The organism is Mucilaginibacter sp. McL0603 (genome assembly GCF_049992945.1).
GTDB lineage: Bacteria > Bacteroidota > Bacteroidia > Sphingobacteriales > Sphingobacteriaceae > Mucilaginibacter.
Window position 1 is genome coordinate 1,937,010 of sequence record NZ_CP188251.1, and the last position, 24,701, is coordinate 1,961,710.

The 24,701-nt window shown below is 40.0% G+C and carries 32 protein-coding genes; 17 read left to right on the forward strand and 15 right to left on the reverse strand.

Annotation, left to right across the window (positions count from 1 at the left end):
• Window positions 1-44: 44 nt before the first annotated feature.
• Both ACPPVU_RS08950 and ACPPVU_RS08955 read left to right on the forward strand, forming a co-directional pair.
• On the forward strand, window positions 45-377 hold the full coding sequence (locus tag ACPPVU_RS08950; RefSeq protein WP_426671351.1) for a hypothetical protein: 333 nt from the start codon (window positions 45-47) through the stop codon (window positions 375-377).
• A gap of 110 nt (window positions 378-487) precedes the next feature.
• A complete protein-coding gene (locus ACPPVU_RS08955) occupies window positions 488-853 on the forward strand; it encodes a hypothetical protein (RefSeq protein ID WP_426671352.1) in 366 nt (121 codons plus the stop codon).
• 193 nt (window positions 854-1,046) lie between these two features.
• Here ACPPVU_RS08955 and ACPPVU_RS08960 read toward each other — a convergent pair whose 3' ends face one another.
• Together ACPPVU_RS08960 and ACPPVU_RS08965 are read right to left on the reverse strand one after the other, a co-directional pair.
• Window positions 1,047-1,769, reverse strand: coding sequence for a hypothetical protein (locus ACPPVU_RS08960; protein ID WP_426671353.1), 723 nt, complete (start codon window positions 1,767-1,769; stop codon window positions 1,047-1,049).
• 118 nt (window positions 1,770-1,887) lie between these two features.
• Window positions 1,888-2,355, reverse strand: a complete 468-nt coding sequence (locus tag ACPPVU_RS08965) for a hypothetical protein (protein WP_426671354.1) — start codon at window positions 2,353-2,355, stop codon at window positions 1,888-1,890.
• A 574-nt stretch (window positions 2,356-2,929) separates the two neighbouring features.
• Here ACPPVU_RS08965 and ACPPVU_RS08970 point away from each other — a divergent pair.
• Window positions 2,930-3,625, forward strand: a complete 696-nt coding sequence (locus tag ACPPVU_RS08970; protein WP_426671355.1) for a S24 family peptidase — start codon at window positions 2,930-2,932, stop codon at window positions 3,623-3,625.
• A gap of 476 nt (window positions 3,626-4,101) precedes the next feature.
• Here ACPPVU_RS08970 and ACPPVU_RS08975 read toward each other — a convergent pair whose 3' ends face one another.
• Together ACPPVU_RS08975 and ACPPVU_RS08980 are read right to left on the reverse strand one after the other, a co-directional pair.
• The gene (locus ACPPVU_RS08975; protein WP_426671356.1) at window positions 4,102-4,722 is read right to left on the reverse strand and encodes a dihydrofolate reductase family protein; all 621 of its coding nucleotides are present in this window, start codon (window positions 4,720-4,722) and stop codon (window positions 4,102-4,104) included.
• Between the two features lie 238 nt (window positions 4,723-4,960).
• A complete protein-coding gene (locus ACPPVU_RS08980) occupies window positions 4,961-5,503 on the reverse strand; it encodes a DUF1572 family protein (protein ID WP_426671357.1) in 543 nt (180 codons plus the stop codon).
• 558 nt (window positions 5,504-6,061) lie between these two features.
• Between ACPPVU_RS08980 and ACPPVU_RS08985 the strand changes: the two genes are divergently transcribed.
• The 5 genes from ACPPVU_RS08985 (at window position 6,062) to ACPPVU_RS09005 (ending at window position 9,198) form a co-directional block, all read left to right on the forward strand.
• Window positions 6,062-6,271: a hypothetical protein gene (locus ACPPVU_RS08985; RefSeq protein ID WP_426671358.1), complete on the forward strand. Its 210-nt coding sequence runs from the start codon at window positions 6,062-6,064 to the stop codon at window positions 6,269-6,271.
• Window positions 6,272-6,942: 671 nt separating this feature from the next.
• The gene (locus ACPPVU_RS08990) at window positions 6,943-7,320 is read left to right on the forward strand and encodes a response regulator (RefSeq protein ID WP_426671359.1); all 378 of its coding nucleotides are present in this window, start codon (window positions 6,943-6,945) and stop codon (window positions 7,318-7,320) included.
• Between the two features lie 536 nt (window positions 7,321-7,856).
• Complete coding sequence (locus tag ACPPVU_RS08995) at window positions 7,857-8,219, forward strand: hypothetical protein (protein WP_426671360.1); 363 nt, start codon at window positions 7,857-7,859, stop codon at window positions 8,217-8,219.
• Between the two features lie 234 nt (window positions 8,220-8,453).
• On the forward strand, window positions 8,454-8,735 hold the full coding sequence (locus tag ACPPVU_RS09000; protein ID WP_426671361.1) for a hypothetical protein: 282 nt from the start codon (window positions 8,454-8,456) through the stop codon (window positions 8,733-8,735).
• An 85-nt stretch (window positions 8,736-8,820) separates the two neighbouring features.
• On the forward strand, window positions 8,821-9,198 hold the full coding sequence (locus ACPPVU_RS09005; RefSeq protein WP_426671362.1) for a hypothetical protein: 378 nt from the start codon (window positions 8,821-8,823) through the stop codon (window positions 9,196-9,198).
• Between the two features lie 55 nt (window positions 9,199-9,253).
• Here the strand turns inward: ACPPVU_RS09005 and ACPPVU_RS09010 are convergent, their stop codons facing one another.
• Entirely contained in the window at window positions 9,254-9,511 is a 258-nt protein-coding gene (locus ACPPVU_RS09010) for a hypothetical protein (RefSeq protein ID WP_426671363.1), read from the reverse strand.
• A 513-nt stretch (window positions 9,512-10,024) separates the two neighbouring features.
• Between ACPPVU_RS09010 and ACPPVU_RS09015 the strand changes: the two genes are divergently transcribed.
• The 3 genes from ACPPVU_RS09015 (at window position 10,025) to ACPPVU_RS09025 (ending at window position 11,398) form a co-directional block, all read left to right on the forward strand.
• Complete coding sequence (locus ACPPVU_RS09015; protein ID WP_426671364.1) at window positions 10,025-10,219, forward strand: hypothetical protein; 195 nt, start codon at window positions 10,025-10,027, stop codon at window positions 10,217-10,219.
• Between the two features lie 145 nt (window positions 10,220-10,364).
• A complete protein-coding gene (locus ACPPVU_RS09020; RefSeq protein ID WP_426671365.1) occupies window positions 10,365-10,883 on the forward strand; it encodes a GNAT family N-acetyltransferase in 519 nt (172 codons plus the stop codon).
• A 329-nt stretch (window positions 10,884-11,212) separates the two neighbouring features.
• Complete coding sequence (locus ACPPVU_RS09025) at window positions 11,213-11,398, forward strand: hypothetical protein (RefSeq protein ID WP_426671366.1); 186 nt, start codon at window positions 11,213-11,215, stop codon at window positions 11,396-11,398.
• A 169-nt stretch (window positions 11,399-11,567) separates the two neighbouring features.
• Here the strand turns inward: ACPPVU_RS09025 and ACPPVU_RS09030 are convergent, their stop codons facing one another.
• Window positions 11,568-11,927 carry a hypothetical protein gene (locus tag ACPPVU_RS09030; RefSeq protein WP_426671367.1) on the reverse strand — a complete coding sequence of 120 codons (360 nt, stop codon included), beginning with the start codon at window positions 11,925-11,927 and terminating at the stop codon, window positions 11,568-11,570.
• 287 nt (window positions 11,928-12,214) lie between these two features.
• A complete protein-coding gene (locus ACPPVU_RS09035) occupies window positions 12,215-12,718 on the reverse strand; it encodes a DinB family protein (RefSeq protein WP_426671368.1) in 504 nt (167 codons plus the stop codon).
• Window positions 12,719-12,947: 229 nt separating this feature from the next.
• Between ACPPVU_RS09035 and ACPPVU_RS09040 the strand changes: the two genes are divergently transcribed.
• Window positions 12,948-13,175 (forward strand): hypothetical protein, encoded by a 228-nt coding sequence (locus ACPPVU_RS09040; RefSeq protein WP_426671369.1) that lies wholly within the window; start codon window positions 12,948-12,950, stop codon window positions 13,173-13,175.
• Between the two features lie 97 nt (window positions 13,176-13,272).
• Here the strand turns inward: ACPPVU_RS09040 and ACPPVU_RS09045 are convergent, their stop codons facing one another.
• Window positions 13,273-13,506, reverse strand: coding sequence for a hypothetical protein (locus ACPPVU_RS09045; RefSeq protein ID WP_426671370.1), 234 nt, complete (start codon window positions 13,504-13,506; stop codon window positions 13,273-13,275).
• A 534-nt stretch (window positions 13,507-14,040) separates the two neighbouring features.
• Window positions 14,041-14,670 (reverse strand): porin family protein, encoded by a 630-nt coding sequence (locus ACPPVU_RS09050; RefSeq protein WP_426671371.1) that lies wholly within the window; start codon window positions 14,668-14,670, stop codon window positions 14,041-14,043.
• A 334-nt stretch (window positions 14,671-15,004) separates the two neighbouring features.
• On the opposite strand from ACPPVU_RS09050, the gene ACPPVU_RS09055 reads away from it, so the two are divergent.
• Window positions 15,005-15,757: a hypothetical protein gene (locus ACPPVU_RS09055; protein ID WP_426671372.1), complete on the forward strand. Its 753-nt coding sequence runs from the start codon at window positions 15,005-15,007 to the stop codon at window positions 15,755-15,757.
• 27 nt (window positions 15,758-15,784) lie between these two features.
• Here ACPPVU_RS09055 and ACPPVU_RS09060 read toward each other — a convergent pair whose 3' ends face one another.
• The 6 genes from ACPPVU_RS09060 to ACPPVU_RS09085 form a co-directional block, all read right to left on the reverse strand.
• A complete protein-coding gene (locus ACPPVU_RS09060) occupies window positions 15,785-17,242 on the reverse strand; it encodes a hypothetical protein (protein WP_426671373.1) in 1,458 nt (485 codons plus the stop codon).
• A gap of 190 nt (window positions 17,243-17,432) precedes the next feature.
• Entirely contained in the window at window positions 17,433-17,648 is a 216-nt protein-coding gene (locus ACPPVU_RS09065) for a GDCCVxC domain-containing (seleno)protein (protein ID WP_426671374.1), read from the reverse strand.
• Window positions 17,649-17,652: 4 nt separating this feature from the next.
• Entirely contained in the window at window positions 17,653-18,258 is a 606-nt protein-coding gene (merTP, locus tag ACPPVU_RS09070; protein WP_426671375.1) for a mercuric transport protein MerTP, read from the reverse strand.
• Window positions 18,255-18,623 carry an ArsR/SmtB family transcription factor gene (locus tag ACPPVU_RS09075; RefSeq protein ID WP_426671376.1) on the reverse strand — a complete coding sequence of 123 codons (369 nt, stop codon included), beginning with the start codon at window positions 18,621-18,623 and terminating at the stop codon, window positions 18,255-18,257. The genes merTP and ACPPVU_RS09075 overlap by 4 nt, the downstream gene beginning before the upstream one ends.
• 260 nt (window positions 18,624-18,883) lie before the next feature.
• Window positions 18,884-19,573, reverse strand: a complete 690-nt coding sequence (locus ACPPVU_RS09080; RefSeq protein WP_426671377.1) for a hypothetical protein — start codon at window positions 19,571-19,573, stop codon at window positions 18,884-18,886.
• A gap of 114 nt (window positions 19,574-19,687) precedes the next feature.
• Window positions 19,688-20,083, reverse strand: a complete 396-nt coding sequence (locus tag ACPPVU_RS09085; RefSeq protein WP_426671378.1) for a VOC family protein — start codon at window positions 20,081-20,083, stop codon at window positions 19,688-19,690.
• Window positions 20,084-20,288: 205 nt separating this feature from the next.
• Here ACPPVU_RS09085 and ACPPVU_RS09090 point away from each other — a divergent pair, with 205 nt between their 5' ends.
• The 4 genes from ACPPVU_RS09090 to ACPPVU_RS09105 all read left to right on the forward strand — a co-directional run bounded on the left by ACPPVU_RS09090 (window position 20,289) and on the right by ACPPVU_RS09105 (window position 24,622).
• Window positions 20,289-21,869 carry a nucleoside hydrolase-like domain-containing protein gene (locus tag ACPPVU_RS09090; protein ID WP_426671379.1) on the forward strand — a complete coding sequence of 527 codons (1,581 nt, stop codon included), beginning with the start codon at window positions 20,289-20,291 and terminating at the stop codon, window positions 21,867-21,869.
• 122 nt (window positions 21,870-21,991) lie between these two features.
• A complete protein-coding gene (locus ACPPVU_RS09095) occupies window positions 21,992-22,690 on the forward strand; it encodes a hypothetical protein (RefSeq protein ID WP_426671380.1) in 699 nt (232 codons plus the stop codon).
• A gap of 112 nt (window positions 22,691-22,802) precedes the next feature.
• Complete coding sequence (locus ACPPVU_RS09100) at window positions 22,803-23,393, forward strand: hypothetical protein (RefSeq protein ID WP_426671381.1); 591 nt, start codon at window positions 22,803-22,805, stop codon at window positions 23,391-23,393.
• Window positions 23,394-23,809: 416 nt separating this feature from the next.
• Window positions 23,810-24,622: a serine O-acetyltransferase gene (locus ACPPVU_RS09105; RefSeq protein ID WP_426671382.1), complete on the forward strand. Its 813-nt coding sequence runs from the start codon at window positions 23,810-23,812 to the stop codon at window positions 24,620-24,622.
• The last annotated feature ends 79 nt before the right edge of the window (window positions 24,623-24,701 follow it).

Sequence of the window (24,701 nt, forward strand, 5' to 3'; positions counted from 1 at the left end):
CATGCAAGAAATAATTATGTAACTTAGAATAAACCTTAATTGTAATGGATATGTTACATTGCCCCGGATGCAAAAGTGAGCACATTACTGTTCATAGCAGGCGAAAATATTTTGCGTGGACAGTCTTATGTCTCCTCATTATTCTGGGCAGCTATTCTGTATTAAGAATCCCTCTGCTGCGGCCCGGCGAATGGGACACCCTCAAAATGTTGCTCATCCTTTTCTGTGAGGTTGCATTGTGTATATCGCTCATCATGGTTGTTTATTACCTGGTATTGGGTATTTCTAAAAAACATACCAGCTATACCTGCCGCGATTGCCACCACCAGTTTGATGATGGTTTGATGGTTCAGCATGATAGTCGCCGCCAGCACTAACAGGTAAAGAAGTCGGAGGTCGGAGTTCGGATTTGGTTAGATTTGTCATAAAAGATCGACTTTTGGACACAACTGATGTTTTTTGTATCTTCGGATAAACCGTATCGCAAATGAATAGAATACATTGTCCGAAATGCAAAAGCGGCAACGTTACCCACCGCAGCAGGCAGAAGTACCTTTTTAGATCAGCCGGATGTTTAGCCATCATCTTACTTTGTTGTTTAGTGGCTGATGGATTAAGAAACGCAAACGTTGATGGTGTTGTAATCATTGGAATATTTGGGAGTTTATTTTTCTCCAGCCTATCCCTCATGTTTGGCATATACTATGTTGTTAAAGGCATCAGGCAAAAGCAAACCAATTATCATTGCGGCAATTGTAAAAATGCATTCCAAACAGGGCTGATCCTTCAGCACCTTGATGAAGAAGATGACATCCTGCGCAGTATACGGAAACAAAGGGGGAGTGGTCAATAGTCATTGGTCAGTAGTCATTAGTCAGTAGTGATTAGTCAATAGTCATTTGTCGCAATGAAAAGAACGTTATACATCCTTTCTGCACATTAACCGGGGCATGGATCTTTAAATTTCTAAAAAAACGAAAGCTATAAAATCTAATGTATTGAACTATTCACCAATGAACTATTGAACCAATGAGCTAATGAACTAACTACTCCCTCATCACCACATCGGTAAACTGTAAAGCCGCCGCGACGCCTCTGATTGGTTGTACGTTTGATGTTTTACGTTTTATGTTGGGCTGATCAAGTATAACGTCCGACGTATCACGTATAACCCTCTGCGCCGCAAGGTGTTTAGGCATCCAGTAGTAAAAGTTTTTGGTGATATCTTCCAGCGTTTTGCCGTTCAGATCGCCCAGGTCTACTTTTGAATCGTAGAATACCAGGAAATACCATTCCAGTTGCTCGTCGGTTAGTTTATGCTGCTCCACCAGTAAACGCTTATTTTTTGTCGACATAAAAAAATCAAAAGCGGTAGTGCAGTCTGCTACTACTACTGTTTGTTTTGGTTTTTCTTTTAGTTTATTATAGTCTGGAGGGTTTACCGGAGTAATTGGCGGAGACTTTACCGGAGTAATTACCGGAGATTTTCCGGTTGATAAAAAGGAATACTCAGCAAAAGCTCTTTTATTTTTGTTGCTTTTATAACTAATTAAGTCACTTTGTATCAACTCCAGCCTGGCCGCAATTATCGTTTTATCAGTCATTGATAATGCACTGCACAATTCGCCATTTGAACATTTAAAGGTATCGGGCCATCCTTCCTCATTGGCTATAGCTACGAGTTCGTAGTATAAGGCTTGTGAGGCGGCAGACAGGCGGTATCTCCGTCGTGTTCTTCGTAATTGTGCGGCAAGGGTGTATCCGTCCATTTCAGTTGGCAGTTTTGGGTTGGCAGTTGGCCGTTTTGGTTGAATTACTTATTAGCTATTGTCAATTGCTGACATGTAGACGAAAGCGTGATATGTTATATATGCTAATTGGCATACTTCAATCAAAATAACACTCATCAAAACCACTTCCAGACATTCCGTCTTCGCTATCTTCCCGGCTTCCATCAAATACCTCACTATCTACCAGCTGCGTAAGTACGTTTTTAAGGGCGGCTTCGCGGGCCCATTGCTGCTCGGTGGTGCTGGCATCTTCGCGGTACCATTTAATGGGCTCGTTTATTTCGATGCGGGTTTTGTATACGTAATTGCCCTTTGGGTGCAGTTTGGTGCCTTCGTAGCTGTTCAGGTTATCATTGCGGATCATTTTGGCGAAGTTTTTCAGGCTGATGTCCAGCTGCAGGCATTCGTCTATAGAGTTTTTAAAATCCTGCTTATCCTCCAACCAGAGGGTAAGTACGTCGCCGTTGATGTCGTGGTCGGCAATGCTGATGCGGCTATAGTCGTAATCTACCGAGATCACAAGCCACCACAGCTCATCTTTGAGTTTTTGGTTTAGTTTTATCATTTTATTTGGTCATTAGTCATTGGTCATTAGTCATTGGGGGGATTGGTCATTAGTCATTGGTCACTTGTCATTAGTAAGATGGTCACTGGGTACTGGTTATTAAATGCATAGGATATTTCCCGCTGCAAAATCAGCCAATGACAAGTGACCAATGACTACCTAAATCTAGGCCGCCAGTTTGGAAAATACTTCTGTATCTCGGCTATGTGGCTGCTGTGTTTGTTGCAGGCGGTTTGGTAGGCCTGGTAGCGTAGTTTTAAATGGTTTAGTGGCTCATGAGGCTTGTTTTGGTCTTCGGGTCGTGATCTTAATGCGGAATAGGCTAAGTACATATTATAAGGTTTGGTTCAATTTTTTTGTCTGAACCGGAATTCTTGAAATTTAGGAATTTTTCGAATTCTGTTAATTCTTTAATTCGGAAAAATTCCGGTTCAGACAATTTATCTTTAAATTCTTTATTAATACAATCGGATTTTATAGATTTGTATTAACATTGAGCAGAACGACGATACGAATATAAAGAAAAATCATACATTTACAAAGAAAAATATTTAATAAAAGTTTTCAACATACTATGGAAGAGCAGGCAAAACCAAATAAAGTGCGCAGGATTCGTCCGGAAACATTAGAGTTTATAATCCTCTATAATCAGCTAAGGGGCAGGGCTTTTAAAGGTAATGCACAGCTGGCCGAAGTGCTCGGTTTTAATTCGCCCGCGTCAATAACCGAGATCATCAAGAGCCGCCAGAATATCGACCCGGATAAACTCAAAATTTTTAAAGAAAAATATAAAGATTTTATAAATAACAAAAAAAATAAAGAAACTCCCCATGCTTCGCAGACTATTTTTGAGGGGATACCTATGTATGAGGTGGTTGCAACGGCGTCGGGAGTGGAGGTTTATAAAGATATTAATGACAGCACGCCCATCGGTCATATGAATTTCCCCGGGATTGAGGATTGCGATTTTGCCCTGCCGGTTTGGGGGCACTCCATGTACCCGTACCTGGAGAACGGCTGTTGGGTGGCGCTAAAAACCATTCATGATAATAAGATCCTCCCCGGTGAGGTATACTACATTGAGTGGGGCGATTACCGCATGTACAAACGCCTGCTGGCCGCTGATAACGACGACGAGGTGATTGCCCACAGCGACAACACCACCGAGTTAGTAGGCGACCGCCTTAAATACGCGCCCTTCATCATCAAAAAGCAGGATATCAAAAAGCTTTGTTTGGTGAAGGACATTCATAAGAAGCATAATCATTAGGGGGAGGTGAAAGCTGAAAGGTTAAAGGCGAAAGCTTTTATCTAAGAATGTTCCAAAAAAAACTAACTTAGTTTAAACCTTAACACAATGAAAAGAAAGTATAAAATAATAATAACAACCGCTGTCCTACTGATATTAGCAATAGTTATTTTTATTTATACACACGGTAATTATTCAATCGATATCAGGTTACATTGATTATAATTCCGGCGGTTTACACGTATTTTCCCGGTCCTTGTTGGTGTTGTCACCTTAGGTGTTCGGAAGATTATAATTTCTTAAAAAACAACAAGTCGTGCTGAATTTATTTCAGCATCCCATCAGAAAGTTTGATACTTTAAAGGTAATTCGAAGTTCAGCACAGGTGGTACCTTGCAAGTGAAATACCAGTCTGCATCAGCATGACAGCCTTTTTATTTCTTCCGAACACCTATGGTGACAACACCAACAAAGGCGGAAAGACAGGATTAGACTAGTCATTTCTTTGTCAGTTGGTATCTCAAGTGTGTTGTCAAGTCTGATGGTGTCACTTCTACAATCTGAAGATCATATTTGTCTTTGTCAATGCCGTCAAACAGCCGGATACCACTTCCTAAAAAAACGGGAGCAATGTGAATGAAAAATTCGTCCACAAGCCCTGCACTCAGATATTGTTGAATAGTATCGGCACCACCCTGTATTCTTATGTCCTTTCCTTTGGCTGATTGTCTTGCTTTTTCTAAAGCGCTTTGTATTCCGTCATTGATGAAATAAAAAGTTGTTGTCCCCTTTTGAACCCAGGGTTCCCGTTTTTCGTGTGTCAGCACATAAACATCTGCTTTGTATAAATCTTCTGCCCAATGGACTTCGCCTTCTTCAAACATTCGCTTTCCCATAATGTAAGAACCTGTTCTTGCAAACACATCATCAATTAACTTACTGTCTGCACCGTATTCTTCGCCGCCTTCCATATTGATGTGTTTCCAAAATGCTTTTTGCTTAAACATCCATTGGTGAATTTCTCCTGCAACACCACCCATTGGGTTGGCCGGACTCCTGTTATCGCCTGCGAAAAAACCATCAAGTGATATCCCGCTGTCAAAGATAATTTTGCTCATAATTTCTGTTTATTTTTTGAGATGAACAAGATAATAATAGGTTTTGTTGATGACAACAGGAGACTATATACTTTCACGTCCCTGCAGGGTCTCCTGATAAGTGACCCTGCAGTAGTGCGGATACTTCAGGGTTCTCTGCGAGAGACCCTGAGGCGACGGGAAAATAAAAACCCCCATCCCGAGGTTTGTCTTAATCGTTCCCTGTTAGGCCGTATTATAAATCCCGACCAACAGCTAGTTAATTATCCAGCAACCGACGATGATAGTTTATCTGCCCCAAATGGTAGTCCAGGTGCATGGCCAGGTGAACAAAAAAGTATTCGGCAGATGCGTCTTTTAAGGATATCTCGGCCGGGTATTTTTCGTTCAACTGATCTTCTGAGATCATATCAAAGGTTTTATCGATCATGATGATCGTTTTTTCTATTTTATCCACTAGTTCCGCGCGTGGTACATCTTTTAGCGCAAATTCATCTGCGCGGTTCCTCACATAACCGGTTTTGCCAAATTCCGCACCGACGTATGCGTTCAGGTTACCAACCAAATGTAAACATAGGTTGCCGGCAGAATTCAATATACCCTTTTCGATATACCAGAGCTTTTTCTCGTTTTGGTAAGCTTCTATCTCTTGTTTTAACTTTTCAAGGTCGCGGATGATCAGTTTTTTCAGCGTATCTTTTATCATGTATTTGGTATGGCCTGTTGCAGCTTTTACTAAGAAAATCTTTTGGTTTGACGATGCAAGGTAAGTTATTTTATAGTTGACTGCTGAAATTATCAATTCAAAGTTTATCTTTTTTTTACACACACGCTGTTCGTAGTTTCTGACTACGAACTTTTATGCATATCTCGTCCTAAAATGAGTTTACTTTGCACAACGCCATTTTAGGACGGGACAGATGGTGGTGTTACCACGTAATCGGATGACGGGGAGAGATGAGAATATCGCGCCGCTATTTTTTGGTACCAATTGCAAGCGACCTCCATCAACACAAGAAAGTCTCTCACAATAACATGTGGACAGGCTTTACCAGGTTTATAACTGTAATAGTAAGTGTTTTTTACTGAGGGCGATTTAATATTCAGTTCGATTATCCGGCTTAATCATCCTGTAGAGGGCTATAAAATGGTGAGGCGATTACCATTCCGATTGCCAATATAATACCGAGCGTATAACGTAATATTCTGATCATTTTAACAGAGGTTCCGCGAAGATAATAAACGGCATCATCATTATTGAAAAAAATATTTACCTCATAAAATCGTTACAAAACACAGAAAATTAATCAATTGTATATACCACGCTTATTGATTATTTTTATAGTTTAAATATCTTAAAATGAGCATAGATAAATTCAATAATCGTATTTTGGATATTGAAGCAAGGCACAAAGGGGATCTGAAGGGCAAGCGCATTTTTAGCTATTTTGAAGTGGACGCTGTAAGAAGTACAACAAATTATATTATTGATATCGACCCCAAAAAGGAATTGCCTCAGCGGATCCGTGACGAGATTCAGGAGGCTTACAACCAGTTTTTATCAAAGTGATCAAAATGCGCTGACTGGGGAGAGGAAGAAAAAAACTAATCACTGACCACCGTTCACTGATCACAATTACTAATCACTTAATCAGATTTTTTTCCACGCAACATTAAGCGTTTGATCCTTGCATTCGATCAACAATCTGACTAAAGTTTTTAAACAAATAACTTTAAAATTTGAACAACAGCATGTAACTGCGATGTCATCTCCGGTTACATTTACTGAGGGCATTTGATGATGAATAGAGCAAGTCATGCGTTCGATCACAGACTTAACATGAATGTTTAAGTCCATGATTAAAGAGAAAAGTGTTTATATACAACTGTTTAACTTGTTAAATGTTTGGACATTCAAGATCGGTACAATAATTTCTGAAGTTTTCGAGTTAGATTTAATGCTCAACCGCCCTATTAAATGAATAAGTTTCGAAAGTTTCTTCGACGTCGCCGCGTATTTACCATTATTTTAATTGTGATTATGCTGGCTGTTTTGCTACTTATATTTTTTAGGATCGAGGTCTTTTCTCAAACAGGTAAGTAAAAGCAGTTTTTGTGCCCCTGAAAGCCCTTTTCTGAAGCTATTATGTTTCGTGCTGCTTATCATTAAAAAATGTAATACAAATTATATATTATTTTCCATTATATTTTACTTATATTGTATAACCAATCCTAATTCTCTTGAAAAAACTGCTTGTTATCGAAAACGACATGGATACGCTCGAAATAGTAGGTATCCTGCTGGAGAATAACGATTTCGAGGTGGTTCAATCGTCCGAAAAAAAATCGATAAAAGAGATAGCAGAAATAAATCCGGACATTGTTGTAATTGATTATTTACTGGGAGACGGCCTGGGGAACGAACTATGTTTTGAAATAAAAACAAATCCCTTAACCAAACAAATACCTGTTATTTTATTTTCGGCCAGTCCTAATTTAGAAAAGGTAATAGAGACTTGCCTTGCCGATGCATTCATTGCCAAACCCTTTGATCTGGAAGACTTTTTGGAGATGGTAAATCAATGGGCATATAAATCACAAAAACCCTCTGCTCTTTAAGTAATCTGTTGACAGGCATAGCTTTTTTAGCTGACTATTTGGATATGGAAAACGTAATAAGTTGCCCCCATTTATTTAAAGATTGACAATCCTCAGTTGCAGGCAGCTAACATCCATTAACAGACATTGCCACTCATTATTCCTGCTTATGCTTCATCATTCATATTGCTAATACAGCGGTTATGCAGAAAGGTTTTTTTAGGTTAGAGGGTAGCGAAGCATCTTCCTTCAACCTAAAAAAGCAATCAGGAAAGTGCTCTAAGTATTATAAAATAAAACAACTTACTGCTACTGCTTGTTATTCAATATCATAGCAATATGATAGGGTTAAATTAATTAGGGTAAGCCCCCTGCAGTAGACGGCAGGGGGTTTTGTTTTTTATCCGTTTTAAAGTAATAGCCATAAAAAGGACAGCTACTTTTAGGGGGCAGACAAATTCAACTCGTTGTTAAAATTGACTGTTACTTTTTAATTAACTCATAACCTGTATTTTATAATAAAAATACATTAACTTAGAAGTACGCAAACTTATCTCATGATAAACGATATTAATTTTATCGTCGCCAATATTTTGAAGCTCGAAAAAAAGTATGCCCTATACTTTCGGGATAAAGATTATAAGATCAGAAACTGTGTGAAAGTTATTTTGAGTGAACCTGTAAGTATCCATCTAATTAACCATGTACTGCCCTTTGAGATTGCCTGTGACATTGAGGAGATGTTTTGGCGCGAGCCCGATAAAATTGATGACCTTAGCCAAATTATGCTTGACATAAAGCAAGAGGCACAACGGGCACAAAAATTAAGAGCTAACTGCTATAACCTTTGTGCCGGCTTAACAGAAACATGCAGGCAGCGGCAGTCCATTTTTGCCCGCATCAGAAATTACCAGGACTGAGGATTAATCAATCTTACTGACGCTATAAAATGGCGACGCTATAACCACGCCGGTTGTCAATAGAATGCTATGTGCGTAAACAGGACTCACCTTACGATCAATGCTTTTTACGGCTTTTTACTTTAAACCTTCTTTGTAAAATATAGTCTGTATCCAAAAGGCATGTTATTACGTAAAAACCTCATTAGTAAATCTTAGTAAATGCATACTCGTATCAGAATTCCTTTAATCATAGTGAGCATTTTATTTATAATATCACTAGTTGCTTTGCCTTATCTTTTTTATAAAAGCAAAGTCCAATACCAGTCGTATCAATTTAACGGGAGGGTTGACAGTGTATTATACAATGTAAAAGGCGAGCCGACGGTTAAAATCGGGGATAAAAAATATCATCTGCCGGTACACTACTGGACTATTAACAGGCAAATACAAGTGGGCGACTCTTTGGTAAAGGAGAAAAATTCAATTACGATAAGGATTGTTAAGAAAGACGGGACGGTTATAATTAAAGATTAACCTTCGAATAGTACCGCAAGCACCCCTGTAATAAATGTTTGAACTATAGAACTTTAGCTGTAACTTCACTCAAAACCTAACTGAAATGAAGAAGTTACTTTATCCCCTGTTGTTAGCACTTGCATTACTCGCATGCAAACAAAAACCCCATGAACCTGTAAAAACAAAAGCCGAACTTCGGGCAGAATATCTAAAAAAGGCGCTGGAAAGTGACGATTACAAAAATGCATATCAGAATGTTAAAAGGGTGCACAGTATGCTGGATTCTGTTAAGAAAGGATCGATGGACTCAGTAGCTGCTATTTTTGTATATAACAACTCGATAGCCACTCCAGCAGGCGAGGTGCATACAGTAGCACAAGTTAAAGAGGGAATGAAAAAAGATACGGCTTATTTAAAAGCAGTTCAGCTGAAAGTTGCGGATGATCTGGCTTTGGCGGATTCGGCGAAGATGAAGAAGTGAGGGGATGACTTTATTTAAGTGCACGCTTGGATGAGCGGAGGTTTTTAGCGCCACCTCACCATCTCAAAACCGTGTATAAATATTTTTTGTTATTGTGAATTAGCTTCAGTGTATCATTATTGGCTGATTTAAACAGGCTATCACCTATTTTGGCCGTTTGGTACAGATCATTTCCGTTATTTAACGACACTGGGTTTACCATAAAAGCTTCGTAATTTACAGATATCGTCCCATGGAACTTGTACTGATAAAGCGTATCTATTGTGCCTTTAATCACTGCCGCATGAAATTCATTATATTTAATTCGTCTCATAGCGAATGAAAATCCAACCGTGATTATCAGAATTATGAGGAAAATTTTTTTTCTCATTGTAACAAGGTTTGCCAAAGTTATAAAAATGTGGTAGATGTAGACTATAAACACCAATAAGGGCGGTAAGCGCAGCTAAGATTTGAATATGCCTGTCTATACCGAAAGTATAAGTTTAAAGTATTGAATATAAGAATATTTCCCCACCTGTTTTTGTCCCCTCTGGGTCTCTCGCAGAGGACCCTGAGGTAGCAAGATACCCTGAGTACTGCCGGGTCTCCTATCGGAAGACCCGGCAGGGACGAGAAAATCATTATCTTCGGACAAACCTTATCGCAAATGAAACCGCATCAAACAACTGGCTTATCGGTAATTTCTTTTGGAGTCGCATTAATTTGCCTCTTGGCCATTTCAGGCTGTACAAAGGATCTTAAATATAGAAACATACAATTGCAGGTCACAATCCCAGCTAATACAACATTCGATATCAGAATAATCAAAGCTGGACTTCCAATCATGACTGAAACAAACAGTAGTACTAACCTCACGTGGTCTACACTGGCTAAAGGCGGCGATACACTTGCGGTAGCTTATAACTTTGTTACCCAAGGCCAGCAAAATGGGCAAGGAGTGGCAACATTCAGTTACAACGGTGGGGTATTATTAACCATTAATGGCGGTAGCGGTAGTCAAATAGTTAAGGTGCCATGAAATGGACTGTTTTTTATGTCTCCTAAGAATTTCCCCGCGTCCACGCTGGAATGATTTTTAAATTAAGCGTCTGCGCTTAGCCCGGCTACGTATAAATCTTCACCAATCTCTGGTCACTAATCATCAATTTCCTATTTTTACACTTATGATCATCCGCCGTGCTACGCTTAATGATATTCCGGGAATAATGCTGCTGATTGCCGAAGTGGTGCCTGCCATGAACGCTGCCGGTAATTTTCAGTGGGATGCTACTTATCCCAATGCCGGGGTATTTGAGGTTGACATTAATCTGAACCAGCTTTGGGTAGCCGATGCGAATGGTGACATAGCCGGTGTAAGCGCTATTACTACCGATCAGGATCCCGAGTATGCAGAAGTAGGGTGGGACCTTAACGAAACCGCCATTGTAACACACCGGTTGGCCGTAAGCGCACGCTACCGCGGACAGGGCATTGCCGCCAAACTGCTGGAGCAAGCAGAACAGGAAGCCATTAACCGTGGGATAAAAACGCTGCGGATAGATACCAATTCAGAAAACAGCGCCACCCAGCGGCTGTTCCCCAAGCTGGGCTACCGGTTTGCCGGTGAAATAGGTTTAAGTTTCAGGCCAAACCTGAGTTTTTACTGCTACGAGAAAAGGCTCGATGGCAATCATATCGCTTGAAATTTCAACCTAAATGAACTTGATCCGGGTAATTTTAAATAACCTGATTATTTTATTGTGCCTCAATAAAATAAAACATTTATAGCTGTTTTACGCAGAATTTTGTGATTTCATCCTGTGATTATACTTTCTGTACGCTTAAATCACCAGACCTGGATGTGGTGCTTTTGGTATTATTAAATAAATAAACCAATGATCAGAGTAAAAAAATTAATTATTTATATTTATTAGTTAAATATACTTGTTGTTTTAATTAATTATATATTTGCAACATCTTTACAATTGCTTGCATTTTAACAATTTGTTTATTTATATTTAAAGTTCCCATTATGGAGAATCAGGCTTATAAACTCATTATCAATAGCTTCAGTGTAGGTACCTGGCAGCAGACATTGATATTTTATTTCTTTTTGTTTGTGCTGCTCCGTATTATACTTATGCAGCTGAGTGTACGGCATACTCATGGCCGTGGTAATTTTATCCAGCGATGGATGGAAGGCCGCCTTCAAAAATAAAGGCAACAAAAAATGCCGTTGTCCCTTCCGGGCAAACGGCACCACCAATTAACCAAACTAAATTAACAAACTAAAGGTTTAAGCTTGACCAGCAAACTTATTTTGTCCGCTATCCACGGCGGATAGCGGGGCATTCATAGGTATTCATAAGCAGATGTAGATATCTTTATCAGGCAGACCGCTTTCTTAAGCCGATAACCGGTTCTTCCTGTAATATATATTGCATTTGTATCATACTCTCAAGATCATCAAAAGTACTGGCCTCGGGATGTGTGCGAAGGATGACCTCGCCATCAACTTCGTCAAATTCAACCCTGGCGCCATAACGCCACTGTATTAAATGATAGTTCCAGGTGATAGTAGTAATTTGGGCCCCGTCTTTTAAAAGACGTCCTACATTATCCTTGTTTGTTTTAATTCCTTTACCGAACCCACCCTTTGTTGAGTGCAGAAAAACATCCGTAATGAATTCTAAATCACCCGCTTTTAACTTCCAGATGCCGGAAATATAGTAGTCCCAGTTCTCCATAGAATAAGTTTTTCGTTAGTAATAATAGATTGCATGCTAAATTAAAATTTAAAAACAACAGTTGCACCCCGTGTTTTCACGGTATTTTCAATGTGGTATTTACGCGGGGTGGGCGTTGAATATTCGCGTGACGAGTTGACTCACCCCCCAGCCCCCTCTCTGCTATGCAAAGAGGGGGAGAGAAGAAAGAAAAAGAAAGAAAAATAAAAAATTCCCTCTTTCCGCGCAGCGAAGAGGGGCGACCAGCGTAATGTAGTCGGGGTGAGTAAAATATCCTGGCGACGAGTTTAAAACATCCCCTGTTCATCCGCGCTTGGCCCGTAGCTGCCGGGGATAGGAATATCCAGCAAACGCAGGAACACACCCAATTGTGCCCTGTGGTGTATGGTCTGGCTCAGGGATACGCGAATGACTTCGCCCCGGGTTAATTTGGAGTAGATCTGGTCGCCGTTGCGCATTATCCATTCCTGGTCAAGAGCATCTTCTTTTGCTTTAGCCAGTGCAGCTTGCCCTTTGGCTACGCTTTCTTCAAAAAATTCTAAAAGGTGTTTGGTGTCATTTACAACAGGCTCTTTGTGGTCGGTATTGGCAAAGTCGAGCTCATTGCTGTTGATGGCCATATCAACCCAGCTTGGTATATCTGCAATATGAGTAGCCAGGCGGCGAATGGTCATGCTTTTTGGGTGCGGCTGCCAGTCGTACTTGTCGTTTGGTACAATAGACAGCATTTTACGGGTAATTTCGGCTTCCTGATTGAACTCTTTGGTGAACATTTCAATGATGGTTGTCATAATGTTTTTCATTTTTTTGATTATACCTCAAAGTAACAACAGGGTTGTGACAACCCTATGTCAGCAGTGTTTTGGGGGTGGGTAATTAAAAATTATTTGGGGTGTAAATAGTTGAACTATCATGGCGTTCCCGCTTGGTAGAAGCGGGCGGGCTCACTCCGGTACAGGCATTAGGCCAATGTCATTAAGTTAAGTTAAGGAAAAACAGAAGTGCTGATAATATCGAATAATGAACCTGCCTGCCGGCAGGCAGGTTTTGAATATCGAACGCCGATGTTTTTACTTCATTATTCAGCATTGGACATTTAGTGGTTTTATCGAAGCGGCTTATTCACAAAATGCAACCGTAAAGCTATTTTCTAATGATAAAATGGAGATCATATATGATGATATCGTCACAGAAAATGGTATAACTGAAAGGGACCTGGAAGTGACGTATATGACAAAGCAGAATTGATATCCCTGCAGGGCCTCCTGATAAGAGGCGCTGCAGTTCAGATTGTATAGTGCTAAATAGCACAGAGGTACTCTGCAAGAGACCCGCGGCATAAAAATTAACGGTGCACCTCTATCAGCGTAGTTTCTTCAATAATCTCGTTGATATCGAAAATATGCTCTATCACCGAAACGTAGGTATTATTATCCAAACAGATGGTAGTTGATAATGACGAGTTCTCGTTGCATTTGCCATCGATCTCGCACATGTAAGCTATTTTGTCCACATTGATCAATACATTGATCAGGTTGTTGCAATCATCCAGTCCGGTTAGCTCAATAAATTTTTTCATCTCTCTCTTATTTTAGTTCAAATCTGTAAAGATCTAATATACGGATAACGTTTGCTTAATGTTTAGTTAACTTAATATTAATATTAACATTTGCACATTTTGGTGAAACAGTGTTTGGCATTTCATGGAACAGACGATCAGTGGTGAGCATAACAGACAGATATTACATTTTCTGAAAGAAGCCATCACGAAATTAGATAGTGTGACCCACAAAAAAAAATGACGTGGCATGGTTGGATTGACGGAAGATACACCTAATTCACTTACTAAATCACTGCTCCAAAATAAGATATCTGCACATCCATGTTGGTGACAACACTAAAAGTGTTCGGAAGATCGAAAAAATATACAACACTATTCATTTTGTCATTCTGAACGTAGTGAAGAATCTTCTGCGTTTAATAAGTATGCGCTATACTTTCCACCGTGAAGTCCTAGTGAAGAAGATTCTTCGCTATCGCTCAGAATGACAATCTTCTCTTTTGGCCATCTTCCGAACATCTATGGTGACAACACCAACATGGGCAGGAGTGGTTAAAACAAATATCCAACGGAGATACCGATTACCCGGTTTCGTATGGTTAGACCTTCCTCGCGCGATAAATTACCCAGGCCCAAACCATAGTTGGCATCAATAAGTATTTTCTTGGACAGTTCGATACCTGCTACAAAATTAACGCCATAATCCGGGTTCTTATAGCCGTATGTGTCAAAATGCACTGTATAAGTAGGCATGGAACCCCATGTAGTGCCGTGCCCGGAAATGCCATAAGCCAAATATGGGCCACCGCCAAAGTATATCTTGACCTTAGGTGCGTCCTTTATATTATATAGAAAATTTACAGGCACTTCAATATAGTTCAATACCTCTTTTGCATTATAGGTGCCATGATCTACTCCAGTAAGAAGTAATAGATTTTGCGGTGTTACTTCGCCTTTGGTGGTAAAAAATAGTCCGGGCTGTATAGAAAAGTTTTTTAAGCCGATATCAACAATTATACCTGCATGAAAGCCAGTCAGATTTTTAGTATCTGCGGTACCGGATGGGTTTATTGATTGAGTGGATAGATTTAGTCCAGCTTTGATGCCGAAATTAAGGGATTGAGCAAAGCAGATGGTAATTGTCGCCAAAAACAAGCAAAGCGTTAGTGGAATTTTTTTCATGAATAAAGTTTAAGTTCTGCAAGATAGTTATTGTCCGGATATCAGTAAAATTAATTGCGATTTTGCCTGGTTTGGGTGCTGTTTTGCTAATAGATGTGCTGAAGATTGAACAAAGAGGCCAGTGCTGAAGCTACTGGTTGATATTTCTATAAATGCTACGTGAGGGGGCGCAGAAAAGAAAAATACAAAAACAAAAATCCCCTCTTTCCGCGCAGCGAAGAGAGGGTGGTCGAGCGAAGCAACGACCGGGTGAGTAAAATAATGCCATTTAGTACAGATTATAAATTACGGACTAAAATGAAATTCTTAAATTGTGCATCATAAACCGCTTATCATGGGAAATCCTAAATCTTTAAATGAAAAAAGACTAACAAAAAAGCAGGTGCAACAAATTATTACAAGCGAAGGAAGGTTACACGAGGAATATACGGAATGCTTCAAGGACATCTATGCTTCGGGATATATACAACAGGATTTAGTTTACGAACTTTCTAATGACAGGTTTTTATTTGTCTTTGATCCACAAGAAAAATCAATTGGGGGAAAGGGGGACATCTTTACAAAGGATTATTTGATACGCAGAATTAAATGGAGGCAACGTGTCAAAGATGACTACGCGAATAACCGTGGCAGTTCTGTAAGTCATTGGCGATTCTACTCAAAACATAAAAATGATTTCATCAAACAGGTTGACGTGCTTATTACAGAACTTGCCAAAATTTTAAATATCGATATCAAAAACCTTAACAAAACCTATAAGAGTCTTGATATTGTTTCAGAATCAATAGAGCAGTATGGGATAGACAATGCAATAATCAATATTTACGATAATTTGGTGGCCTATATTGGAGAAGTAGTACGCACACAAGTTGATGGAAACTGGGAAATCAATTCCAATTCCTCAGGCGGACCTTATCCATATATCGATATTGGACTTAAGCGAATTCAATATATGCCTATCAATATTGTATGGGATTGCCTGCATGGATTGGAAATTGTAGACTTTAGAAAGGCCGCAGGTAATGAGGCAAGGCAGGTTGGTGCTAAAGCAAGTATTGAAAAAGGAGAATACGGACAAAAAATTTAAAGTGCTGTCAATCGTAAGTCCGGATTTTTACCAGGCCTTATCCGGAAAATGTGCTATGAATATCCCACCGGTGTAATCATTCGGCGGATCATTCGGGTCGCCTGCCGTGCCTAACAGCTTAAGGGAGCTAACATATCCGCCAATCATATCAATATTGCCCGAGTTATCAATTAGCGCATCAGACAGGTTAACGTGCGATACATTATGATACCCGGTTAAAATATTAGTATAAACAGTAGCGCCGGTTGAAGTATACTTATTCAGGTAAATAGAATTGCTATACTCTATTCTTGGGTCGTTGGCATAAATACATTCGCCCATATACAATACGTTGCCCGTTTTATCAAATGCTATTTTGGTGGAGAGGTTATTAAACAATCTACTCACCTTATTCGTCCACAGATCATTTCCATCAGCGTCGATTTTACTGAGCAAGTTGGTATCAAACAATGTTGTGGTTTCACTGGATGTATAAATATTCCCCTCGGCATCATTACTAATTTCATAAAATGTACTAAACTTAACGCCCCTGACCCATATCCAGTTACCGTCTTTATCATATTTGGTAATAAATCCACCGGCATCATGTGTCAGGTCATCACCAATTATTGTGTGGCCATTTGCCGGTACAAATTGCGTTTCTCCTGCTATGTAAACATTTTCATTTTTATCAACAGTAAAGTAAGTGCGTTGATAACCGGGATTGATCGAAGCCTCGCTGAACGGGACTACGGGCTTGTTAAACAGAAGCTTACCGCCGGCATCATATTTGGCCAAAAAGTAATATTGCTGATCAACAGGCAATTGTAACGTAAATGAATTATCACCATTATAATTATAAAAGACAACGCTGTGCTCTGATACCCCTACAACATAAAGGTTACTATTATTATCAACTGCTATTGATAATACGCCGTCCATACTGAACTCGCTGTAGTATAATGTTCCGATTTCTTTTACCCATTGCTTTTGGCCCTGGCTGTTAAATTTGATAACGATGTTGGAGGCATTAGGTTGTTTTAAACTGTAACTATCACCCCCAAATTGCAATACGGGACTATTAGTGCAAAGCATTGAACAATAAATATTGCCCTGGTTATCCGTGATCATTTTAATTCTGTTAATAGCGCCCGCAGTACTGAATTGCTTCATCCAGATAAATTTACCTGCCGGGTCATACTTAACCAATGTTGCAGAATATTGCACCGGACTGCTGCCTGCTATAACAGTGGCAGATCCCGGGTCGGCATCAAAAATCCCGTATGGATTGAACATTACAAAGACATTGCCACCGGCATCAGTTGCCATAGAGGGGGCAGAGTTACCGCCAAGGTTGATGTTATGTATATCCGTTATCCAGGATGTACCATTGCTGCCGAAAGTGGTGGAAACATTTTGCTTAGTGCTGTCAACAGGTGGTGGTAGAATCTTCTGGGGATCAGTACCTGGTGCTTTTGAACAGCCAAGTACAAAAGAAAAAAGCATAAGCGTTATTAAAAACTGTAAAGGTTTAAGCATTGTGAAAATACTATACTGTAAATATAGTTAAAATGTTTATTGGCAGAAGTGTTAGTGGATTTATTATCAGGGCGTTCCAGCCGCTGTCACACCGGCTCTCGACTTCGGGCGGGGGAATCACCCTTGTTGCCTCTCTGCTGTCAAAGAGGGGGAGCGCTTAACCGCAACAAGAAGTACCCTGCTGAACAGGTGGGCATTTAATTGTGCCATAGCTGCAAAAAACGCAGCAATCACCTGCTAACGGCTTTAAACGGGTTTTGCAGTTTTCACATTCATAAAAGTACTGGCAGGCATCGGTCGGCATTTCTTCTTCTTTTTGAAAACCACAATCAGGACAAGTAATTACAGAATTAAGCAGAACCACTGTTGCCATTGGATTAGTCGTTTTTCATAAAAGCGGGTTGATACCCTATTTCTTTTATTTTATGATTGATGCTGTCGGCGTTTGTTTTAGCCGGGTCAAAATAAACTATCGTTTGAGCCTTCTCAAATGACGTGCTGGAAGATAATACGCCATTAAGTCCCATCAGGGTGCCGTCAATATGCTTTGTGCAGTCGGCGCAACCCATGCCTCTAATATTCAATAGTACATATTTAAAATTAGCTTGTGCAACAAAATTATCAGATGTTTTCTCCGGCGATTTGTAAAACAAGGGCGAATAATAAGGGAAAGTAATCAATACACCTGAAAACAAAGTAACGATCAGCAGGAATTTTTTGGATTGCCAAAACGAACTTTTTGCAGGTTCGCAGCAGTGCTCTGACTGCCGTGGTGCTATCACCAATTTCTGATACCAGGCGAAAGCAAAGATTAGAATGGTGATACCTATAAGATAAGGACGATAAGGCCCGATCCAGTTAAAGTAAGTGGCCGCGCCGCCGACACCGCCAAAAAAGGCCAGCAAGGGTGCAATACAACAAAGCGAAGCTGCTGATACTGCCAGTACACCACTTATCCAGCTTTTTTGAATGGCTGCTTTCATGTTTTTATAGTCGCTAATGGTTCGTTGATGATACTAAAGAATGGTTTAAGCAGGGGTAATTGGGAAGCACACACTGAGTAGAATATCGTTTGACCAGCCTTGCGGGATTGTATAATGCCGCCATCCTTTAATTTATGCAGATGCTGCGATATAGCCGGAATCGTCATTCCCAATATATCGCTCAAGTCACAAGGGCATAATTCACGCTCCTGGTTTAAAAGAAAAAGTATTTTTAAACGGACTTCATTTCCTGCTAAAGCCACAATCTTTGAAAGATTAGCAAAGGATTGCTGATTTTCTTTGATCATTTCCCGGCAATTATTGATCTGCCCGCTATCCGCAAAAATCCGTTTACACTCGCTCATAAAAAACCATTAAGTACGAAGATATGTATTTAAGCAATTACTTAAATATGATTTTTATTTAAAATTTTTCTTTGAATAATTTGGTTTTTTAACGGTATAACTAACACGTAACTCTTTCTTCTGTTAGTCAGGTTTTATAATCCCGACCAACAAAACAAAAATCCCTCTTTCCGCGCAGCGAAGAGAGGGTGGTCGAGCGAAGCAATGACCGGGTGAGTCAACTATTCGTGCAACGAACAGACTCATTACGATAAAACTTTTTATTCCTTCACTTTATCCCAAAGATCGCGGTTGAAGGCTAATACTTTGGTTACGTTACCTGCACTGTCCTTTGTGAATTTGAGCGGAAAGGCCGCTTGTTTATTCAGAAAATCAACATCACTTGTTGCTATGAAGTTTATTTCGCGGCCGTCCCACATTTGTTTAAGTGTTAAGCCTGTGGCTGTTGCTGTAATTTGCAGGTACGCGTCATCTTTTTCTTCAAACTTGTATTTTCCCTCAAACGCTTTTAACTGTTCTGCAGTAAGAGTTACCTCCTTTACAGGTATGTATTCCTTAACCTTAACCCATTGGTCCTTATCGGCTACCATTAGGCCAACAATTTCGCCGGCGTCGTTTTTGGAGAAGGTTACAGGTATAGTTTCGTCGCCGTCATCGTCCTTCATTTCAAACCCAAATTCTGATTTCCGGGTCAGTACAATTTCCCTGTCGCCATCCATTTGTTTCGCAACCAGGGTAGTACCGGCAACCGTAATTTTAAAATATGCGAATGTATTTACTTTATTCTGGTAGATACCTTCGAAAGCCGTAAGCGCTGTTTCGATGGTTTTGACTTTTAACATAGGCGCGGCACCAGCCGTTTTAATGGTAAGGCAATTTATAGTTACTAAGAAAAATGCAATCAGCAATGGAGCCAGCGTGCCCGCAAAGGTTTTCTTTAAAGTGATCATTTTGATTTGGGTTTAGTTAAAGGTATATACAACAATTGGTTATAGAAAGTATAACGTAGTTTTTACCAATATATTCTTTATGCAGGTAAAGCGTAGCAATGACCAGTAGCTTTCTTACATATGAAATACATTCCATTTATGCCCGTCCGGATCTGAGAAGCCAAAGCCATAGTAGCCTTTACCAAATTCAGCCGGTTCGCTAAAGATCGTCCCGCCGGCGTTACGAACTTCTATAGCCCAGGCATCCGCTTCTTCTTTACTATCAGCCCAAAGGGTGAATATCAGTTCATTTCCGCGGGTCAGATCAGCAACTTCTCCTTTTGTGGCATCCTTAAAAGGATCATGCGCAAAAAAGTGCACCACAAAATCATCATCGCCAATTAAAAAGCTGGTCAGCTCTTTTGCCTTGTTGCGTCCCTCGTTAGATTTAAACCCTAATTTGGTATAGAAATTCCGGGTATTTTCTACATCCTTTACTACCAGGTTAGCCCATATTTTTGTCGGTCTCATAATTTTTTATTTATAGGTATAATGTTGGTTGTTCACATATCTGCAAACAATTATAAAATCGACTTGGTTTTGTGCTCTTTCGCCTGTTCGAGCGACACGCCTGGACAGGCGGAATTGGACAAGCGGAAATTACTATGTGTCTAAACGACACATTTGGACAGGTGGATATTTTTTCTGACATTGAGATACCAAAACAAACCACTTCATGAAATTCAAAATTAGCCTTTACACACTTATCATAGCGGTTGTGTGCTTTTTAGCAAACGCTGTAAAAGCACAATCGTCGAATAAACCAACACGACCACGCATTGTAGTAACTGCCGATCCCGAACTCGACGACAATAATTCACTGATCCGTTTTTTGCTGAATAGTTGTGATTTGGATGTGGAAGGACTTATTTATGCCAGCAGCGGTTACCATTGGAAAGGAGATGGCAAAGGGACTAAGTGGTATGTTCCCGGTAGGGAATATGCACGTTTTGGGCTGGATACCTGTCCGTGTACATCATGGCGCTGGGCTAAAGATGAACGCTTTATTCATAATGCCGTTGAAGCTTACGAAAAAGTATATCCGAACCTGAAAGTGCATAACCCTGATTATCCCTCACCTGACTTGCTGAAATCAAAGATCCGCTATGGAAACATTGAATTTGACGGGGATATCTCTAAAAATTCGGCAGGTTCAGACCTGATCAAAGCACTGATACTGGATGATAAACCGGGACAGTTGTTTATAACAGCATGGGGAGGACAGAGTACAATAGCCAGGGCCCTAAAATCCATCCAGGAGGAATACGGGAATACCATTCAATGGGAAGCGATCAAAAAGAAGATATCAGGAAAAGTGGTGTTGCTGCCATCCGGCGACCAGGACGATACTTATGCTAAATATATTAAACCTAACTGGCCCGATATAGAATACCGGCAATTTGTTGCAGGGCCTAACTATGGATACGGTGCCCAGTTGCGTGCAAAACCAGCGGATTCGGTTTATTTAACTTCTTCCTGGATGAAAGAAAATGTGTCTGACCGCGGGCCATTGGGAACACTGTACCGGGTTTGGGGCGATGGAAAACAAATGGTAAAAGGCGACCGTATGGATTATTTCGGCTTTTCGGGCTATACGAATGAACAGCTAAGAAAAATGGGCTATTTGGTATGGATGCCGGTTCAGCCAAAGGGCTCGTGGATTGGTGAAGGCGACGATTTTACGTTTATGAATATGCTGGGGAACGGCCTGCGTGCCTATGAAAAAGGATCTTATGGCGGATGGGGCGGTCGTACAGTAAATGAACGGGAGCAAAGCGGAATTTCCTTACCGACGAATGATACATCCCAGCAAGCTATGGCTGCTGCAATGAGTTCAATGACCGAACAATTAAATAAAATGGCTAATGGGTACCCTGATTTCTTTCCTGCAGCCCAGCGCGATTTTGCCGCCCGTCTTAAATGGTCTGTTACCCCTAAGTACGCTGACGCAAACCATGCACCTGTTGCAGAGATAGAAGGGCCGTTAAGCATTTTAGCATCGCGCGGAGAAACAATCAGGTTAAACGGAGCTGTTTCAGATCCCGATAAAGATAAAATATCCGTTAAATGGTGGCAATTCCAGGCTGGGACTTATCCCGGTAAGATCACTATTACTGATGCAAATAACGCACAGGCAAAAGTAACTATACCGAAGGATGCAGTTTCAGGGCAAAGGATTCATGTTATTTTGGAAGCTACGGATAATGGATCGCCGTCACTTACGGCGTATCAGAGGGTGGTAATTACGGTGAAGTAATATTGGTGCGCTATTTGAAGTCTCTGAAATTGAAAGCTTCGGACAGAGGGGGGTGAAATAAAGGACATTATTTAATTAAATAACTTATTCCTAACTTGGGCTACCTAACCAGTAGTCTTTTTATGCTCAAACTTCAAAATAAATATACCAATGAGATTACCGATGTAACTATTAATTTATGGCAGACAGGTATCAATAAGGATTTATACCATGTACTTGATATCAAAGATATCGGAGTTCTATATAAAGAATCAAAATATGCAACAGAGAAAAGCACTATTATTGGATTAATGGAAAAGTCGGAAGCAAAGACTATTATTGCTTCAGATCACAGCTATTATTTTGATCAATTTCCAAAGTTGCCTAATATTCAATCGGAACTTCATATTCTTGAAAAAATTGATTTATACTGTTACAAGGCTTTAAACCAAATAAAGTCTAAGACTCCAGGCGTGGGGATATCTGATATTCAAATACAAGGATTAAACCTCGATGACATTTGGTTTATTGTGAAGTTTCTTGAAGTAAAGAAACTAATTACCCTTAGCAACATAGCTTGTATTACTCAAATAGGTAGGAATTATGTGAATACCTATTATTTCGAGCCTGACCTACTCTTCGAGCCTAAGAATATTCCAAACAAACAACATACAACACCCCAAACTATAAGAAAAAAAGCCGGAATCGTATCTGTAAAAATATTGAAATGGATTGTTGTTAAAATTGATGCTATAATCATTGGGGTTATAGTTACTGTGGCCGGGGGGGTGTTACTTATATGTGTAGTGAATTACTTCTTACACAAAGGCTTTAGGATTTAAAGTTACAATTTTGAACTGACAGGTATATAGTTACCTAATAAGTTCCAATTATTTATCTCATATATAAAAGCATCAATGTGAATCTTTATTTTTAAAACATATTTCTGGAATAATGCTACTTAACATCTCGGAGGATTTAGGTGCTTTGGCATCGGTAAGTCAAGCTTTTATCGCTTTAGGAGCATTAGTATGTTTTTATTGGACTTTTAAGTTACAAACATACACGTTTGAGGAGCAGCTTAAGGTTTCAAAAGCTCAATTAAAATTATTAGAAATTGAGACAATTAGACATAGAAAAGAGATAATGCCTCAATTCAAAATGGCCTATTCAAAGACACCATATAAAATGCCTAGTACCCCTGAAGGAAAGTATTTACTTCATTTATCTTTTGAACTAAATGAAAATCCTGTCAGAGATTTTAGAATGAAAATTACTGAAGCAGTAAATTTTGAATCTTATAATCCTTTCCCAAGTGGAAACATGAATGCAAAGTGGCAATTTGGACTTCAATTTCTATTTGGTTCAAATGATGGAACTATCCCATCTAAAACGCCAAATCAAAGTCACCTTATATTTAAATTAGATTTTAAAGATATTAAAGGGAACGAATATGAACAAACTACTGTTTTCGTTCCACACCTGACTGAGACTTCCTTTTCTAATGAACCAGTTCTTATAAAAGCGGTAGATTTAATTAATTAACTCAGCTGTTTAACACCCCCAGCCCCTCTCTGCTACGCAAAGAGGGGAGTAAAAGAAATAAAAAATTCCCCTCTTTCCGCGCAGCGAAGGGTGGCCGAGCGAAGCAATGACCGGGTGAGTAAATAACCCTACGCACATCCTCAACCCCCACCCGCATAAAAATCCGATTTTGACTATTAACCCCCTATATTATACAGGCAATAACTTTTAAGTTGTAACTTTATAGCCTGATTATACGTTTTTAGTGGTGTCAATCTGCCTTTGGTCATTCGTTAAAAACCGGCCCGGCGCTTTAAAAAAGGCGGTTTGCTGAAACCTTTTACTATAGCCGGTATTTTGACGTTGTGACGACGCGGATAAATCATCTTTTAATTAAAATTGTTAAGTAATAGCACTTGCAGTAAAGTGCCCGTAATATGGATAAATCATTTTACCAGCATATATTAGATAAACAGCAAATAACCGGTGCTGTGCCGTCCAACAAGCAGATTGCGGACTGGGCGCTGCAGGTTATCCGTTTGCTTTATCCGGAGCAGTCTAATCGCTTGTTTGCCTTTGTGCATCAGTTGGAGTCGGAGTTTAAGAAACTGGAGCACCAGCTTAATGATATTCTGAATGCGGCAAGCGGTATGTATAACGAAGCCAATGAAAAAGTAGCACATGATTTTTTCGAAAGTCTGCCTGAATTGTACCGCTTGCTGAACACCGATATACAGGCCACTTTTGATGGTGACCCTGCTGCCAAAAGCGAATTTGAGGTGATAAGGGCTTATCCCGGTTTCTATGCCATCTCGTTTTACCGGCTGGCACATTCGCTTTACCAGTTAGGCGTACCGCTGATACCGCGTATCCTGACCGAATATGCGCACTCAAAAACAGGCATCGACATACACCCGGCCGCGCAGATAGGCGAGTATTTCCATATCGACCACGGTACAGGTGTAGTTATCGGCGAAACCTGTGTAATTGGCAGGCATGTGAAGCTGTTCCAGGGGGTTACATTAGGCGCTTTGAGCGTGAGCAAAACACCTGTACATAAACAACGCCACCCTACGGTAGAAGATGATGTGGTGATCTACGCCGGGGCAACCATATTGGGCGGTCGTACGGTGATAGGCGAGGGTAGTATTATTGGCGGTAATGTATGGCTCACCAAATCTGTTCCTCCTTTTTCAAAAGTATATCACACGCACGAGGTAAGTTTGCTGAAGGAGAAAATTAAGGAATAGTTGAGGAAGAGTCAAGAGTTAAGAATCAGGAATCAAGAATTAAGAGTCAAGAAATAGAAATTAAGGTCAGGAACTGTAT

What these genes read in the sequence shown, in the direction of transcription:
- ACPPVU_RS09020 (WP_426671365.1), top strand. Translation starts at nt 10,365, where the DNA reads ATGATCATCCGCCGTGCTACGCTTAATGATATTCCGGGAATAATGCTG.
- ACPPVU_RS08975 (WP_426671356.1), bottom strand. Translation starts at nt 4,722, where the DNA reads ATGAGCAAAATTATCTTTGACAGCGGGATATCACTTGATGGTTTTTTC.
- ACPPVU_RS08995 (WP_426671360.1), top strand. Translation starts at nt 7,857, where the DNA reads ATGATAAACGATATTAATTTTATCGTCGCCAATATTTTGAAGCTCGAA.
- ACPPVU_RS09075 (WP_426671376.1), bottom strand. Translation starts at nt 18,623, where the DNA reads ATGAGCGAGTGTAAACGGATTTTTGCGGATAGCGGGCAGATCAATAAT.
- ACPPVU_RS09005 (WP_426671362.1), top strand. Translation starts at nt 8,821, where the DNA reads ATGAAGAAGTTACTTTATCCCCTGTTGTTAGCACTTGCATTACTCGCA.
- ACPPVU_RS09085 (WP_426671378.1), bottom strand. Translation starts at nt 20,083, where the DNA reads ATGAGACCGACAAAAATATGGGCTAACCTGGTAGTAAAGGATGTAGAA.
- ACPPVU_RS08950 (WP_426671351.1), top strand. Translation starts at nt 45, where the DNA reads ATGGATATGTTACATTGCCCCGGATGCAAAAGTGAGCACATTACTGTT.
- ACPPVU_RS09015 (WP_426671364.1), top strand. Translation starts at nt 10,025, where the DNA reads ATGACTGAAACAAACAGTAGTACTAACCTCACGTGGTCTACACTGGCT.
- ACPPVU_RS09080 (WP_426671377.1), bottom strand. Translation starts at nt 19,573, where the DNA reads ATGATCACTTTAAAGAAAACCTTTGCGGGCACGCTGGCTCCATTGCTG.
- ACPPVU_RS09010 (WP_426671363.1), bottom strand. Translation starts at nt 9,511, where the DNA reads ATGAGACGAATTAAATATAATGAATTTCATGCGGCAGTGATTAAAGGC.
- ACPPVU_RS09035 (WP_426671368.1), bottom strand. Translation starts at nt 12,718, where the DNA reads ATGACAACCATCATTGAAATGTTCACCAAAGAGTTCAATCAGGAAGCC.
- ACPPVU_RS09090 (WP_426671379.1), top strand. Translation starts at nt 20,289, where the DNA reads ATGAAATTCAAAATTAGCCTTTACACACTTATCATAGCGGTTGTGTGC.
- ACPPVU_RS09100 (WP_426671381.1), top strand. Translation starts at nt 22,803, where the DNA reads ATGCTACTTAACATCTCGGAGGATTTAGGTGCTTTGGCATCGGTAAGT.
- ACPPVU_RS09065 (WP_426671374.1), bottom strand. Translation starts at nt 17,648, where the DNA reads ATGGCAACAGTGGTTCTGCTTAATTCTGTAATTACTTGTCCTGATTGT.
- ACPPVU_RS08965 (WP_426671354.1), bottom strand. Translation starts at nt 2,355, where the DNA reads ATGATAAAACTAAACCAAAAACTCAAAGATGAGCTGTGGTGGCTTGTG.
- ACPPVU_RS09025 (WP_426671366.1), top strand. Translation starts at nt 11,213, where the DNA reads ATGGAGAATCAGGCTTATAAACTCATTATCAATAGCTTCAGTGTAGGT.
- ACPPVU_RS09045 (WP_426671370.1), bottom strand. Translation starts at nt 13,506, where the DNA reads ATGAAAAAATTTATTGAGCTAACCGGACTGGATGATTGCAACAACCTG.
- ACPPVU_RS09030 (WP_426671367.1), bottom strand. Translation starts at nt 11,927, where the DNA reads ATGGAGAACTGGGACTACTATATTTCCGGCATCTGGAAGTTAAAAGCG.
- ACPPVU_RS09095 (WP_426671380.1), top strand. Translation starts at nt 21,992, where the DNA reads ATGCTCAAACTTCAAAATAAATATACCAATGAGATTACCGATGTAACT.
- ACPPVU_RS08985 (WP_426671358.1), top strand. Translation starts at nt 6,062, where the DNA reads ATGAGCATAGATAAATTCAATAATCGTATTTTGGATATTGAAGCAAGG.
- ACPPVU_RS09105 (WP_426671382.1), top strand. Translation starts at nt 23,810, where the DNA reads ATGGATAAATCATTTTACCAGCATATATTAGATAAACAGCAAATAACC.
- merTP (WP_426671375.1), bottom strand. Translation starts at nt 18,258, where the DNA reads ATGAAAGCAGCCATTCAAAAAAGCTGGATAAGTGGTGTACTGGCAGTA.
- ACPPVU_RS09040 (WP_426671369.1), top strand. Translation starts at nt 12,948, where the DNA reads ATGAACCTGCCTGCCGGCAGGCAGGTTTTGAATATCGAACGCCGATGT.
- ACPPVU_RS08960 (WP_426671353.1), bottom strand. Translation starts at nt 1,769, where the DNA reads ATGGACGGATACACCCTTGCCGCACAATTACGAAGAACACGACGGAGA.
- ACPPVU_RS09050 (WP_426671371.1), bottom strand. Translation starts at nt 14,670, where the DNA reads ATGAAAAAAATTCCACTAACGCTTTGCTTGTTTTTGGCGACAATTACC.
- ACPPVU_RS08970 (WP_426671355.1), top strand. Translation starts at nt 2,930, where the DNA reads ATGGAAGAGCAGGCAAAACCAAATAAAGTGCGCAGGATTCGTCCGGAA.
- ACPPVU_RS09055 (WP_426671372.1), top strand. Translation starts at nt 15,005, where the DNA reads ATGGGAAATCCTAAATCTTTAAATGAAAAAAGACTAACAAAAAAGCAG.
- ACPPVU_RS08955 (WP_426671352.1), top strand. Translation starts at nt 488, where the DNA reads ATGAATAGAATACATTGTCCGAAATGCAAAAGCGGCAACGTTACCCAC.
- ACPPVU_RS09060 (WP_426671373.1), bottom strand. Translation starts at nt 17,242, where the DNA reads ATGCTTTTTTCTTTTGTACTTGGCTGTTCAAAAGCACCAGGTACTGAT.